The sequence below is a fragment of the Nonomuraea sp. CA-141351 genome, assembly GCF_050944675.1.
In the GTDB taxonomy this organism is placed as follows: Bacteria; Actinomycetota; Actinomycetes; order Streptosporangiales; family Streptosporangiaceae; genus Nonomuraea.
Window position 1 is genome coordinate 6226258 of sequence record NZ_CP191982.1, and the last position, 16618, is coordinate 6242875.

At 70.7% G+C, this 16618-nt stretch carries 1 protein-coding gene (cut by a window edge); it reads right to left on the reverse strand.

The window, feature by feature from the left end; translation table 11 throughout:
- Positions 1-16618: the 3' portion of a non-ribosomal peptide synthase/polyketide synthase gene (locus ACQPWU_RS29730; protein ID WP_433445028.1), read on the reverse strand. It continues 6428 nt past the right edge of the window; only the last 16618 of its 23046 coding nucleotides appear in the window; its start codon lies off the right edge, out of view; the stop codon is at positions 1-3.

A 16618-nucleotide genomic window follows, 5' to 3' on the forward strand; every position in this document is an offset into this window, starting at 1 on the left:
TCAGGTCTCGTCGGCTCCGCGGTGGTGGCGGGCGATCTCGGCGCTCAGAAGGGAACCGACTGTCAGGGCGCCGTCTCCCCTGACCACGGTCTTGTGCAGGCCCGGAACGGGCACCACGTCCGGTTCGCGGCCGAGCGCGGCACGCCACTGACCGAGCATCGCCTCGTTGGCGGCCTCCGGGTCGTCCTCAGGCAGGTAGAGGACCACCCGGCCGTCGTAGGCGCCGGGCTCGTCCGGCGCTTCGGGCAGCCCTGCCCGGTAGTGGAGCCCGGCGAAGTAGTTGATCAACGCCACCCGGGCAGTACGCAGCTGCTGCTTGGCCCCGGCGCGCAGCGCGGCGACGTCGGCGGGCTCGGGCTCCCAGTACTCCAGCAGCTCCTCCTCCGCGGCCGGGTCGATCCTCGTGCCCGGCTCGGCGCGGATGGCGTGGTCAAGCTGGTCGAGGAGCCGGCGGGCGCGCCGGTCGACGAGCCGGCGCCGCTTACGGCGCTCGTGGTGCGGCGGCCCGACCATGAGGACGCCTCCCACCTCCAGCCCCTCCGCGCACGCCTGACGGGCCATTTCCAAGGCGACGTAGCAGCCCATGGACCACGCGGCGAACAGGTACGGGCCGTTCGGCTGCGCTGCCTGGACCTCCTGCAGATAGGCGGCGGCCATCTCCTCGACGGTTTCGAGCGGCCGTTCGTCGTCCACCAGGCCGCGGGACTGGAGCCCGTAGAACTGCCCGCCCGGCCCGAGGGCGGCGGCGAGCTCGCTGAACTCGGTGACCCCGCCCAGCGAGGAATGGACGCAGAACACCGCGGGCAAGACGCTCCCGCCCCGGATCTCGACGAGCGACCTCGCGGCCGGGCGGGCCAGGTCCGCGCGGGGACGGGCCAACGGGGCCAGCCCGGCGACGGTGGGGTGGTCGAAGAACTGGGTGACGCTGACGTCGTACCCGGCTGTGCGGATGCGCGTCACGGCCTGGGCGACCAGGAGCGAGTGCCCGCCCAGTTCGAAGAAGTTGTCGCCGATGCCGACCTGTTCCAGGTCGAGCACCTCGGCCCACACCTCGGCCAGGATCCGTTCGACGGGGGTGCGTGGGGCTGTGAAGGCCACCTCCAGCTCGGGGCGGGCGGTTTCGGGGTCGGGCAGGGCGGCCCGATCCAACTTGCCGTTGGAGGTCAGCGGCAGACCGGCCACCTCCACGAACGCTGACGGGATGAGGTGGTCGGGCAGGCTGCGTCCCAGGAAAGCGCGCAGGTCGCCGGCGGACGGGAGATCCTCACCCACCAGGTAGGCGATCAGCCGCTGGTCACGGCCGATCACCACCGCCGTCTCCACCGCGGGGTGAGCCCGCAGCGCGGTCTCGACTTCGCCCGGCTCGACCCGGAACCCGCGAACCTTCACCTGATGATCCATCCGGCCCAGGAACTCGATCTCCCCGTCGGGCAACCGGCGCACCCGATCGCCCGTCCGATACAAGCGGGAGCCGTCGGTGGTGAACGGGTCGGGCACGAACCGCTCGGCCGTCAGCTCCGGGCGACCCGCATACCCCCGCGCCAGCCCCGCCCCGCCGATGAACAACTCGCCCGCCACCCCGACCGGGACCGGCTGGAGATGGCGGTCCAGTACATGCAGCCGGCTGTTGGGCAGCGCATGTCCGATGGGCACGCTGCCCGTCCCGGACACCTGCACAGCCCCCACCCGGGTCGCGGCCACCCCGACGGTGGTCTCGGTCGGCCCGTAATGGTTGAACACCGGACGGTCTCCGGCAGCGGCCAGCACCTCGCGGGCCCACTGCACCGGTGAGGCCTCACCGCCCAGCACCAGCCCTTCGGCGGGCACCAACCCGTCCAGGCCATCCTCACCCGCCAGCGACACCAACTGCGACGGGACGATCTTCACCCAATCAATCGCGTGCTCGGCCAGATACGCGCGCAGCGCAGCGGGCTCACGCACCGTCTCCGGGCCGGGGACATACAACGTCCCACCCGAGGACAGGCAGCCGAACACCATCGTGTTACCGAAGTCGGTCACCAGCGACTGCAACAGCGCATACCGCGCCCCATCACCACGCAGCCCCAGCCGTTCCCGCACGCCGTGCACGTAAGCGGCCAGACCGCCATGGGTGACCTGCACACCCTTCGGCCGGCCCGTCGAGCCGGAGGTATACATCACATACGCCACCTGACCCGGATGCACCACCACATCCGGCGGCGACTGCGGCAGAACCTCCATCGCGACCCCGGTCAGCGGATCGTCCAACGCCACCAGCCGCACCCGCCCCACCGGCAGCTCATCCAACGTCTCAGAGACGCCGATCACCACCGAGGCCCGGCTGTCGGACAACATGTAGGCCAGCCGCTCGGCCGGGTAGTCGGGGTCCAGCGACAGATAGGCGCCGCCGGCCTTCAACACCGCCAGCAAGGCCACCACCATGTCCAGACCGCGTGGCAGGCACAACCCCACCACAACCTCCGGACCCACCCCCACCGACCGCAGATGATGCGCCAACCGATTCGCCCGCACCCCCAACTCGCCATACGTCAGCGCCCCATCGGAGGCCACCACCGCCACCCCATCCGCGTGCGCGGCGATCCACTCATGCACCCCACCCGACGGAACCGGCACCGCCGTGTCATTCCACACCGCCAACCGACCCCGCTCGACCGACCCCAGCAGCGACACCTGCGACAACCGAACCGAAGGATCAGCCGCCACAGCCTCCAGCAACACCGTCAGATGCCCGACCATCCGCTCCACCGTCGAACGATCGAACAACTCCGTACTGAACTCGACCACCCCGGACAACGCACCGGCGGCCTCCGCGAGCACGAGCCGGAAGTCGAACTTCGAGGTCACCGTGTTGGGCAGCCGCACAGCCGAGGAGTCCAGATCCGCGCCCTCGTCGGTGTCGCCTTCGGCCGGGTAGTAGTTGAACAGCACCTGGAACAGGGGGTGCCGGCCGCGATCACGGTCGGTCGCAAAGGCTTCAACCAGCTGCTCGAACGGCACGTCCTGGTGCGCGTAGGCGCCCAACGCCTCGCTCCGCACCCGGCCGACCAGATCGGCGAAGGCCGGATCACCGGACAGATCGGTCCGCAACACCAACGTGTTGACGAAGAACCCGATCAGATCCTCCACCTCGGCCCGATTGCGGTTGGCGATCGGTGTGCCCACCACCACGTCGTCCTGACCCGCGTACTTACCCAACAGCACGGTGAAAGCCGACAGCAACGTCATGAACATGGTGGCGCCGGTCTGGCGAGTCACCGCGCGCAGCCCGGCGGCGATCTCTTCCGAGATCTCGAACTCGACCTTCGCGCCCGCCGAGGACCGCACCGCCGGACGGGGCCGGTCCGTCGGCAGCTCCAGAACCGGAGCGCCCTCCAACCGCTCACGCCAGTAACCGAGCTGCTCCTCCAGCACCTCGCCCTGAAGCCACTCGCGCTGCCAGACCGCGAAGTCGGCGTACTGCACCGCCAGCGGCGGAAGCGGCGACGGCTCACCCCGCGAGAACGCCTCATACAAGGGGGTCAGCTCGCGGCGCAGCACGCCAGCCGACCACTCATCCGACACCACATGGTGCATGACCAGGCTGAACACATGATCGTCGGGCGCGAGCCGGATCAGCCGGGTTCGGAAGAGCGGCCCGGTCTCCAGGTCGAACGGTGTCGTCACGTCAGCGGCGATCTGCTCTTCCGCCCAGGAGAGCCCGTCCACGTCGGAGACCTCGAGCTCGAAGCGGATGTGTGGGTCGACGACCTGGTGTGGCACGCCTCTTTCGTCTACGACCAGCCGGGTACGCAGCACCTCGTGCCGCTCCACGATCGCATCGAGCGCCGCGCTCAGCGCCGAGGCGTCTAGATCTCCGACCATCCGCAGGGCGAGGGGGATGTTGTACTCGGTGGACTCCGGGGTCATCTGAGTGAGGAACCACAGTCGCTGTTGTGCGAACGACAGCGGCAGCGGCCCTTCGCGCCGCGTCGCGACGATCGGCGGGGCCAGCCTGCCCCGAGCCGACCCCTCCACCACCCGAGCCAACCCCGCCACCGTGCGATGCTCGAACAACGCCGCCAACGGCACCTCAACCTCGAACACCGCCCGCACCCGCGACATCACCTGCGTCGCCAGCAGCGAATGCCCACCCAACTCGAAGAAATCATCCTCCACACCGACCCGATCCAACCCGAGCACCTGCGCCCAGACCCCGGCCAGCATCTCCTCCACCGGCGAACGGAAACCGGAAGACTGCCCCGCCGACAACAACCCGGCGCCGTCAGGGGCCGGCAGCGCGGCCCGATCCAACTTGCCATTGACACTCAGCGGGAACGACGCCAACTCCACGAACAGCGCGGGGATCATGTAATCCGGCAACGTGACAGCCAGGAACGCGCGCAGCTCACCGGGGGTTGGCACACCGACAGCGACATCACTCGCCACGAGATAGCCGATCAGCCGCTGCCGATCATCAGCAACCACCACAGCAGAGCCGATCGCCGGGTGGGTGAGCAGGGCGGTTTCGATCTCTCCCGGCTCGATCCGGAACCCGCGGACCTTGACCTGATGGTCGATCCGGCCCAGATACTCCACCACCCCATCAGCCCGCCACCGAGCCCGATCCCCCGTGCGATACAACCGCGAGCCATCCCCCGCGAACGGATCAGCCACGAACCGCTCGGCCGTCAACTCCGGCCGGCCGCCATAGCCGCGCGCCAGACCAACCCCGGCCAGATACAACTCCCCCGCCACCCCCACCGGGACCGGCCGCAGATGACCATCCAGCACATGCAGCCGCATGTTCGCGATCGGCGCACCGATCGGCGGCCGCTCCTCACCCCCACACGTCCACCGCGACACGTCGATCGAGGCCTCGGTCGGCCCGTACAAGTTCTCCACCACCACGCCCGGGTTCACCGCAAGCAACCGCGCCACATCCCGGCCGTCCAGCGCCTCCCCACTACACACCACCAACCGCACATCCGGCAGCACCGGACACTCCCGCACAAACTCCCGCAACATCGACGGCACGAAATGCACCACACCAACCCGCTCCCGGGCCAACAACCCCGCCAGGTAACCGACATCCCCCGACCGGCCCGGCTCAGCCACCACCACCGTCGCCCCGACGGTCAGCGGCCACACCAACTCCCACAACGACACATCAAACGTCGCCGCCGTCTTATGCAACACCCGCTCACCCACGGCCAGCCGGTAGGCGTCCTGCATCCACGCCAGCCGATTCACCAAACCTGCATGAGCCGACAACACCCCCTTCGGCCACCCCGTCGACCCCGACGTATAAATCACATACGCCAACTGATCAGCATGTGTCTCCACCACCGGCGCCACACCCGACGCCTGGACCACCGCCGGATCATCCAGCGACAAACCACCCTGCCCGATCACCAGACAAGCGCCACTATCAGCCAGCAACCAGTCCAGCCGCTCCACCGGATAGCCGGGGTCGAGAGGCAGGTACGCGCCGCCCGCCTTCCACACACCCAGCAACGCCACCAAGAAGTCCAGACCCCGCGGCAGACACACCCCCACCACCGACTCCGAACCCACCCCCAACACACGCAAATGATTAGCCAGCCGATTCGCCCGCACCTCCAACTCGGCGTAAGTCAGCGACCCCCCACCAGCCACCACCGCCACCACATCCGGAGCCTCCGCCACCCACCGAGCGAACAACTCATGCACCCCACCCACACCAGGCACACCCACCCCGGTGGCATTCCACTCCCCAAACCGCTCCTCCCCACCCAGCAGCGAAATCTCCGACAACCGCCGCCCCGGATCCTCAGCGATCGCACCCAGCAACCGCACCAAGTGACTCGCGAAGCGCTCCACCGTCGACCGGTCGAACAGCGCGGTGCTGTACTCGAGCGTCCCGGCCTTGTCTCCGAGGACGAGGTTGAGGTCGAACTTCGCGACCGTGGCGCGCACACTGAGCTCTGTAGCGCTCAGCTCCGATTCCGGCCCGCTATCCGCATTGTTGGAGTCGTAGTTGAACAGCACCTGGAACAGCGGGGTGCGGGAGCGGTCGCGTTCGGGGGCGAGGGCGTCGACGACCTGCTCGAACGGCACGTCCTGGTGGGCGTAGGCGCCCAACGCCTCGTGCCGCACCCGGCCGATGAGCTCGGTGAAGGTGGGGTCGCCGGACAGGTCGGTACGCAACACCAGCGTGTTGACGAAGAACCCGATCAGGTCCTCGATCTCGGCCCGGTTGCGGTTGGCGATCGGCGTGCCCACCACCACGTCGTCCTGGCCCGCGTACTTGCCGAGCAGCACGGTGAAGGCCGACAGCAGCGTCATGAACATCGTCGCGCCGCTCTGCTGGGTCACCGCCCTGAGTGCGGACATCGTCTCCGAGGGGATCGCGAACTGGACCGTGTCGCCGGCCAAGGACCGTACGGCCGGACGAGGCCGGTCGGTGGGCAGATCCAGCGCGGAAGCACCGGCCAGCCGCTCGCGCCAATAGCCGAGCTGGCCCTCCAGCACCTCTCCCTGCAGCCAGTCACGTTGCCAGACCGCGAAGTCGGCGTACTGCACCGGCAGCGGAAGCAGTGGCGACGGCTTCCCTCGCGAGAACGCCTCGTAGAGTGCGGTCAGCTCCCGGCCGAGCACCCCGGCCGACCACTCATCCGAGACCACGTGGTGCATGACCAAGCTCAGTACATGGTCGTCCGAAGCCAATCTGATGAGCTTCCCACGGATGAGCCTGTCGGTGGCAAGGTCGAACGGGATGACGGCCTCGGCGGCCACCAACCGCTCCGCGCTGCCGAGCGGGTCCGCATCGTCCGTGAGGTCGACGACCTCCAGCCCAAATCCGGTGGGCGGGTCGATGACCTGGTAAGCGATTCCATCAGTGGTAGCGAACCGGGTGCGGAGCACCTCGTGCCGCTCCACGACCGCATCCAACGCAGCACTCAGCGCCTCGACGTCGAGCGCACCCGCCAGCCGCAGCGCGATGGGCACGTTGTACTCGGCCGAGCCCGGCTCGAGCTGGTCGAGGAACCACAGCCGCTGCTGGGCGAACGACAACGGCAACAGGCGATCACGACTCGTTGGCGTGATGGGGGGTGCGGTGTCGGGAGCCAGAGCCTCGATGACGTCGATGAGGTCTCCGACGGTCGGGTGGTCGAACAGGGCGGCCAGCGGCACCTCCACCCCGAACACCGCCCGCACCCGCGAGATCACCTGGGTGGCCAGCAGCGAATGCCCACCCAACTCAAAGAAGTTATCCCCGATCCCGACCCGCTCCAGGCCCAGCACCTCGGCCCACACCCCGGCCAAGATCTCCTCACCCGGCGTCCGCGCCCCCACAAACACCACCCCAAGCTCAGGGCGGGCGGTATCCGGGTCGGGCAGGGCAGCACGATCGAGCTTGCCGTTGGACGTCAACGGCAGACCGGCCAACTCCACAAACGCCGACGGAATGAGGTGGTCGGGCAGGCTGCGCCCCAGGAAAGCGCGCAGGTCGCCGGCGGTGGGGAGATCCTCACCCACCAGGTAGGCGATCAGCCGCTGGTCACGGCCGATCACCACTGCGGTCTCGACCGCGGGGTGAGCTCGCAGCGCGGTCTCGACCTCGCCCGGCTCGACCCGGAACCCGCGAACCTTCACCTGATGATCCACCCGGCCCAGGAACTCGATCTGACCGTCCGGCCGCCGCCGCACCCGATCACCCGTCCGATACAAGCGGGAGCCGTCGGTGGTGAACGGGTCGGGCACGAACCGCTCGGCCGTCAGCTCCGGGCGACCCGCATACCCCCGCGCCAGCCCCGCCCCGCCGATGAACAACTCGCCCGCCACCCCGACCGGGACCGGCTGGAGATGGCGGTCCAGTACATGCAGCCGGCTGTTGGGCAGCGCATGTCCGATGGGCACGCTGCCCGTCCCGGACACCTGCACAGCCCCCACCCGGGTCGCGGCCACCCCGACGGTGGTCTCGGTCGGCCCGTAATGGTTGAACACCGGACGCTCTCCGGCAGCGGCCCGCACCTGACGCGCCCACCCGGTCGGCGAGGCCTCACCACCCAGCACCAGCCCTTCGGCGGGCACCAACCCGTCCAGGCCATCCTCACCCGCCAGCGACACCAACTGCGACGGGACGATCTTCACCCAATCAATCGCGTGCTCGGCCAGATACGCGCGCAGCGCAGCAGGCTCACGCACCGTCTCCGGGCCCGGGACATACAACGTCCCACCCGAGGACAGGCAGCCGAACACCATCGTGTTACCGAAGTCGGTCACCAGCGACTGCAACAGCGCATACCGCGCCCCATCACCACGCAGCCCCAGCCGTTCCCGCACGCCATGCACGTAGGCGGCCAGACCGCCATGGGTGACCTGCACACCCTTCGGCCGGCCGGTCGAACCGGAGGTGTACATCACATACGCCACCTGACCCGGATGCACCATGACCTCCGGTGGCAACTGCGGGAGAAGGTCCATCGCGACCCCGGTCAGCGGATCGTCCAACGCCACCAGCCGCACCCGCCCCACCGGCAGCTCATCCAACGTCTCAGAGACGCCGATCACCACCGAGGCCCGGCTGTCGGACAACATGTAGGCCAGCCGCTCGGCCGGGTAGTCGGGGTCCAGCGACAGATAGGCGCCGCCGGCCTTCAACACCGCCAGCAAGGCCACCACCATGTCCAGACCGCGTGGCAGGCACAACCCCACCACAACCTCCGGACCCACCCCCACCGACCGCAGATGATGCGCCAACCGATTCGCCCGCACCTCCAACTCCGGATAGGTCAACGCGCCATCGGAGGCCACCACCGCCACCCCGCCGGACTGAGCGGCGATCCACTCATGCACCCCACCCGACGGAACCGGCACCGCCGTGTCATTCCACGCCGCCAACCGATCCCACTCGACCGAGCCCAGCAGCGACACCTGCGACAACCGAACCGAAGGATCAGCCGCCACAGTCTCCAGCAACACCGTCAGATGCCCGACCATCCGCTCCACCGTCGAACGATCGAACAACTCCGTACTGAACTCGACGGCGCCCTTCAGCGCCTGCTCCTCCTCCATGAGGATCAGGCGCAGGTCGAACTTCGACGTGATCGCCACGGGAAGCTCGACCGTCGAGCTGTCCAGGTCCACGCCACCGCTACCGGCCTCGTCGGCTTCGGCCGGGTAGTAGTTGAACAGCACCTGGAACAGGGGGTGCCGGCCGCGATCACGGTCGGCTGCGAAGGCCTCAACCAGCTGCTCGAACGGCACGTCCTGGTGCGCGTAGGCGCCCAACGCCTCGCTCCGCACCCGGCCGACCAGATCGGCGAAGGCCGGATCACCGGACAGATCGGTCCGCAACACCAACGTGTTCACGAAGAACCCGATCAGATCCTCCACCTCGGCCCGATTGCGGTTGGCGATCGGCGTGCCCACCACCACGTCGTCCTGACCCGCGTACTTACCCAACAGCACGGTGAAAGCCGACAGCAACGTCATGAACATCGTCGCGCCGCTCTGCTGCGTCACCCCCCTGAGGGCGGACAGCGTCTCCGCGGGAACCTCGAAGTCGACCACCCCACCCGCCGACGTCCGCACCGCCGGACGAGGCCGGTCCGTCGGGAGCTCCAAAACCGGAGCGCCCTCCAACCGCTCACGCCAGTAGCCGAGTTGCTCCTCCAGCACCTCACCCTGCAGCCACTCACGCTGCCAGACCGCGAAGTCGGCGTACTGCACCGCCAGCGGCGGAAGCGGCGACGGCTCACCCCGCGAGAACGCCTCATACAGAGCGGTCAGCTCGCGGCGCAGCACGCCGGCCGACCACTCGTCCCAGATGACGTGGTGCAGGACCAGGCTGAGCACGTGATCGTCCGGCGCGAGGCGGATCAGCCGCCCCCGGAACAGCGGGCCCTGGGCGAGGTCGAACGGCGCCGCCGCGTCGGCGGCCGCCAGCTGTTCGGCGCGGCCGAGCGCGTCCGGGGCTCCGCTGAGGTCGACGACCTCGACCTTGACCTCCGAAGCCGGTCCGACGACCTGGTGCGGCACCCCGTCCACGGTGACGAGCCGGGTGCGCAGCACCTCATGCCGCTCCACGATCGCGTCCAGGGCCGCGCCCAGCGCGGAAAGGTCGAGGGCGCCCGCCAGCCGCAGCGCGATCGGCAGGTTGTACTCCAGGGAGTCCGGTTCGAGCTGTGCGAGGAACCACAGCCGCTGCTGCGCGAACGACAAGGGCAGGAGCCGGTCACGGCCGACCGGCACGATCGGCGGGACCCGCGTGCGGCCGGCCGATCCGTCGACCGCCGCCGCGAGCCCGGCGACCGTGGGGTGGTCGAACAGTGCGGCCAGCGGCAGTTCGGTCTCGAAGGAGGCCCGTACCCGGGACATCACCTGGGTGGCCAGCAGCGAGTGGCCGCCCAGCTCGAAGAACTCGTCGAGCACGCCGACCCGGTCCAGGCCGAGCACCTGCTCCCAGATCCCGGCCAGCATCTCCTCCGTGGGAGTGCGGGGAGCGACGTACGCCTCGCCGGAACCGGCCCTGCCGCCGGCGGGAGCGGGCAGGGCGGCGCGGTCGACCTTGCCGCTCGGGTTCAGCGGCAGCGCGGCCAGTTCGACGAAGACCGAGGGCACCAGGTAGTCGGGCAGGCCGGCGAGCAGGAACCTTCGCAGCTCACCGGCTGAGGGAATCCCCTCGCCGTGGTCTGCGGGGACGAGGTAGGCGGCCAGTCGTTGGTCGTCGCCGACGACGACGGCGGCCGCGATCTGGGGGTGGGCCCGCAGCGCGGCTTCGACCTCACCTGGTTCGACCCGGTGGCCCCGGACCTTCACCTGCTCGTCGACCCGACCCAGGAACTCCAGTTGCCCGTCCGGCCGCCACCGCACGCGGTCGCCGGTGCGGTACAGGCGCGCACCGTCGCCAACGAACGGGTCCGCCAGGAAACGCTCGGCGGTCAGCTCAGGCCGACCGCCATACCCACGAGCCAGGCCGTTCCCGCCGACGAACAACTCGCCAGGAACCCCGACAGGGACCGGCCGAAGGTGCCGATCCAGCACATACACACGCGCGTTGGCGATCGGACCACCGATCGGCGGAGCCCCGGCATCGGCCACATCACACAACGCCATCGACGCACACACCGACGTCTCCGTCGGCCCGTACGCGTTGAACAACCGACGCCCACGCACCCACACGCCGGCAAGTTCCGGGCTCAGCCGCTCGCCTGCCGTGATCAGGGTGGTCACGCCGGGCAGGGCGCCGGGCTCCAACTGGCCGAGCAGCGACGGCGGGACCGTGGCCACCGTTGCGCCGTCGGTGGCGGCGAGGGCCGCGAGCGCGGCAGGCTCCGAGCGGGCCCGTGTCGTCGCCAGGTCGAGGGTGGCGCCCACGGCGAGCGCCATGAAGACCTCCCAGACGGCGGCGTCGAAGCTGAAGGGCGCGAACTGCAGCACGACGTCGCCCGGCTCGACGCCGAAGGCGAGACGCTGGGCGGCCACGAGGTTCACCACGCCACCGTGGGGGACCTGGACGCCCTTCGGACGGCCCGTCGAGCCCGAGGTGTAGATCACGTACGCGAGCTGACCAGGTTGGACGGCGACAGCGGGCGCGTGCGAGGGGGCGCCGTCGAGAGCGGCCGCCGTGGCCGGATCGTCCAGCCAGACGACCTCGCCGTCCCCGGCGAGAGCGCCCGCGGTATCCCTGTGGCCGACGAGGACGGGCGCGTGGCTGTCGGCGAGCATGAACTCCAGCCGTTCGGCGGGATACTCCGGGTCCAGCGGCAGGTACGCGCCGCCTGCCTTGAGCACGGCGAGGAGGGCGACCACCATGTCCAAGCCGCGTGGCAGGCACAGGCCGACGACGGTCTCCGGGCCGACGCCCCGTCCGGCCAGGTGGTGGGCGAGCCGGTTGGCCCGCGCGTCGAGCTCCCGATAGGTGAGCGACGCCCCGTCGAACAGCACCGCGGGCGTGTCCGGGCGTGCGGCGACCTGGGCTTCGACCAGCTCGTGGACGCCACCGACCGAGGGCGCGGGGGCCCGGGTGTCGTTCCACTCGACGAGTGTCCGGTCGCGTTCGGCGGCGTCCATCACCGGCAGCTCGGAGAGCCGGAGCTCCGGGTCGGCCGCCACCGCGCGCAGCAGCACGAGCAGACGCGCCGCGAGCCGTTCGACGGTCGCGGCGTCGAACAGGTCGGTGCTGTACTCGAAGGATCCGCCCATACGGCCGTCGTGACCGTTCTCTGCGAGGTCCAGGGTCAGGTCGAACTTGGCGACCGACGCCGGCCCGCCCACCTCGTCGGCGACGAGCCCGGGGCGCTCCTCGCCGCCGTCCGGGGTGCCCGCGTCGTAGTTGAACAGCACCTGGAACAGGGGGTGGCGGGAGCGGTCGCGCACCGGCTGGAGGGCGTCGACGACCTGCTCGAACGGCACGTCCTGATGGGCGTAGGCGGCGAGCGCGTTGCCACGCACCCTGCCGATCACCTCGGCGAACGTGGGGTCGCCCGACAGGTCGGTACGCAGCACCAGCGTGTTGACGAAGAACCCGATCAGGTCCTCGGTCTCGGACCGGTTGCGGTTGGCGATCGGGGTGCCCACGACCACGTCGTCCTGGTCGGCGTGGGCGCCGAGCAGCGTGGTGAAGGCGGCCAGCAGGGTCATGGACATCGTTGCCCCGGCGGCGCGGGCCAGGACTCGCAGGTTCTCGGTGACGTCGTCAGGCACCTCGAAGTCGACGACGCCGCCCGCCGAAGACCGTACGGCGGGGCGGGGCCTGTCGGTGGGCAGCTCCAGGGTCGGGGCCCCGGCCAGCCGCTCGCGCCAGTAGCCGAGCTGCCCCTCCAGCACCTCTCCCTGGAGCCACTCGCGCTGCCAGACCGAGAAGTCGGCGTACTGCACCGGCAGCGGAGCCAGCGGCGACGGCTCCCCGCGCGAGAACGCCTCGTACAGGAGAGTGAGCTCCCTGCGGAGCACTCCGGCCGACCACTCGTCCGACACCACGTGATGCATGACCAGGCTCAGCACGTGATCGTCCGCGTCCAGCCGGATCAACCGGCCTCGGAACAACGGCCCGGCGGACAGGTCGAACGGCGCTGCCGCGTCGGCGGCGACCAGTTCCTCCGCCTGCTCGGCGCCCAGCTCGACGACCTCCAGCCCGAACCCGGACGGCGGGTCGATCACCTGGTGGGCCACCCCGTCGACGGCGACGAACCTGGTACGCAGCACCTCGTGCCGCTCCACGATCGCGTCCAGCGCCGCGCCCAGCGCCGCCACGTCGAGGGGACCGCTCAACCGAAGAGCGATCGGCACGTTGTACTCCGACGAGCCCGGCTCCATCTGGTCCAGGAACCACAACCGCTGCTGGGCGAACGACAGCGGCAACGGCGCGTCCCTGGGGACCGGCACAATCGGCGGTGCGACCGCGCCGCGGGCCGAGCCGTCGGCCACGGTCGCGAGCCCGGCCACCGTCGGGTGGTCGAACAGGGCGGCCAGCGGCAGCTCCACGTCGAGGACAGTACGCAGCCTGGAGATGACCTGGGTGGCCAGCAGCGAGTGCCCGCCCAGCTCGAAGAACCCGTCGAGGACCCCGACGCGGTCCACGCCCAGGACCCTCGACCACACTCCCGCGATCAGCTCCTCCGTGGGGGTGCGCGGGGCGACGAACCGCGCCGCGAGGCCGGGCCGGGTCCCCTCGGGTGCCGGGAGCGTGGCGCGGTCCACCTTGCCGTTGCGTGTCAGCGGCAGCGCGGCCAGTTCCACGAACGCCGACGGCACCATGTGCTCGGGCAGGCTCTCCAGCAGGAACGAGCGCAGCTCGCTCGCGGACGGGAGGCCGCCGGCGGCGTCAGCCGGGACCAGGTGGGCCACCAGGCGGCGGTTCCCGTCGTCGTCGCGGGCGCTCACCACAGCCGCCGCGACGCCGGGGTGGGACAGCAGGGCGGCCTCCACCTCTCCCGGTTCGATGCGGAAGCCCCGCACCTTGACCTGGTCGTCGGCCCGGCCGAGGTACTCCAGCTGCCCATCAGGCCGCCAGCGGGCCAGGTCGCCGGTGCGGTAGAGCCGGGAGCCGTCGTCGCTGAACGGGTCGGCCACGAAGCGTTCGGCCGTGAGGTCGGGGCGGCCGCCGTAGCCTCGGGCCACTCCGGCGCCGCCGACATACAGCTCGCCGGGCACGCCGATCGGGGTGGGCGCGAGGTCGCGGTCGAGGACGAACACCCGGGTGTTGGCGATGGGCCGCCCGATGGGGACGGACGCCGGTGTCTCCTGTCCGGCGCGGACCTCGAAGACGCAGCACCCGACCACCGTCTCGGTCGGGCCGTACTCGTTGACGACCACGGCCTGCGGAGCGCGCTCCAGCCAGGCCGCGACGGACGCGCCCGGCAGGGCCTCCCCGCCGACCACCAGGCGCCGGGCCGCACCCGCCGCCTCCTCTGCGGGGAGGAGCTCCTGGAGCAGTGCCAGATGTCCGGGCGTCAGCTTGACCAGGCCGAATTCCGGCTGCCCCCGCAGGGCCCCGGCCAGTTCGCCGGCCGCCGAGCCGGCGTCGACCATGACGACCGTCGCCCCGGCCACCAGCGGGACGAACAGGCTGGTCACGGTGAGGTCGAAGCCGAGCGACGAGTGGACGGGCGCGCCGGGTCCCGGTTGCGCCCCGTACGCCCGCGCGGCCCAGGTCAGGTAGTTGACCAGTCCGCCGTGGGTGACCAGCACGCCCTTGGGCCGCCCGGTGGAGCCGGAGGTGTAGATGACGTAGGCCAGCCGGTCCGGCCCGGCGGCGCCGTCCGGTTCCCCGGCGGGCGCGGCCGCCACCGCCGCCGCCGTCACCGGGTCGTCGAGCGCGACGACCGGTACGGCTCCGGCCCAGGCGGGCTCGCCCTGCCCGATGACGACGGAAGCGCCGCTGTCGGTGACCAGGTAGGCCAGCCGCGCGGGCGGCAGCTCGGAGTCGAGCGGCAGGTACGCGCCGCCTGCCTTCCACACCCCGAGCAGCGCGACCACCAGGTCGAGCCCACGGGGTAGGCAGACGCCCACCACCGACTCCGCCCGCACACCGAGGCCGCGCAGGTAGTGGGCCAGCCGGTTGGCCCTCGCGTCCAACTCGGCGTAGGTCAGCGACCGGTCGCCGGCCCGCACCGCCGTCGCCTCCGGGGTGAGCGCGGCCCTGGCCGTGATCAGGGCGTGCGCGCCGCCGGAGCCCGTGAGCGGGGTTGCCGTGTCGTTCCAGTCCCGGACCAGCCGGCGGCGCTCCTCCGCGCCGAGGGCGGGCAGCTCGGACAGGTGGCGGCCGGGGTCGGCGGCCACGGCCTCCAGCAGGACGGTGAGCTGCCCGACCATCCGCTCGACGGTGGACCGGTCGAACAGGTCAGTGCTGTACTCGATCGCTCCGCCGACGCCGCCGCCCATGTCCATGAGCACGAGCCGGAGGTCGTACAGGGATCTCTGCTCGCCGGCGGGCAGCATGGCCGCGTCGAGGCTGGGCAGGCCGAGCTCTTCGCCGTCGTCCTGCTCGTAGCTGAACATCACCTGGAAGATCGGGGTCCGGCTGCGGTCGCGCTCGGGCGCGAGGGCGTCGACGAGCTGCTCGAACGGCACGTCCGCGTGGACGTAGGCGGCCAGGGCGACGTCGCGGACCCGGCCGATCAGCTCGGTGAATGTGGGGTCGCCGGACAGGTCGGTACGCAGGACCAAGGTGTTGACGAAGAACCCGATCAGATTCTCGATCTCGGCGTGGCTGCGGTTCGCCACGGGGCTGCCGAGCACGATGTCGTCCTGCCGGGCGTACTTCCCCAACAGCACGGTGAAGGCCGACAGCAGCGTCATGAACATCGTCGCGCCGCTGTCGCGGGTGACCGCCCGCAGCCCGGCGACCGTCTCCTCGGACACGACGAAATCGACCGTGGCGCCGGCCGCCGAGCGCACCGGCGGGCGCGGCCGGTCGGTGGGCAGGTCCAGGGCGGGTGCCCCGTCAAGCTGCGCACGCCAGTACGCCAGCTGCGCGTCCAGCACGTCCCCGGTGAGCCGCTCGCGCTGCCAGACCGCGTAGTCGGCGTACTGCACCGCGAGGGGCGGCAGCGGCGAGGGTCGTCCGGCGGCGAAGGCGTCGTACAGCGCCGTCAGTTCCTGGCGCAGCACACCCGCGGACCAGCCGTCGGACACCACGTGGTGCAGGCACAGGCTGAGCACGTGATCGTCGGGACCGAGGCGGATCAGCCGCCCCCTGAACAGCGGCCCGGCCGCCAGGTCGAACGGCGTGGCGGCGTCCTCGGCCACGAGCTGGTCGGCCAGGGCGGCGGGCACCGTCTCCCTCGACAGGTCCGTGAGGACGAGCCCGAACCCGGACGGTGGATCGATCACCTGATGCGGAACGCCGTCCACGGCCACCAGGCGGGTACGCAGCACCTCGTGCCGTTCGACGATCGCATCCAGCGCGGCACTCAGCGCCGCCACATCGAGCGCCCCGGCAAGGCGCAGCGCGAGCGGCGTGTTGAACTCCGACGAGCCCGGCTCGAGCTGATCGAGGAACCAGAGCCGCTGCTGACCGAACGACAGGGGCAGCAAGCCCTGCCGGGTGACCGGCACGATCGGCTCGAGCTCGCCGTGGGCGGCCGCGTCCACGACGCCCGCCAGCTCCCGCACGGTCGGGTGATCGAACAGCTCGGCGAGTGCGAGTTCG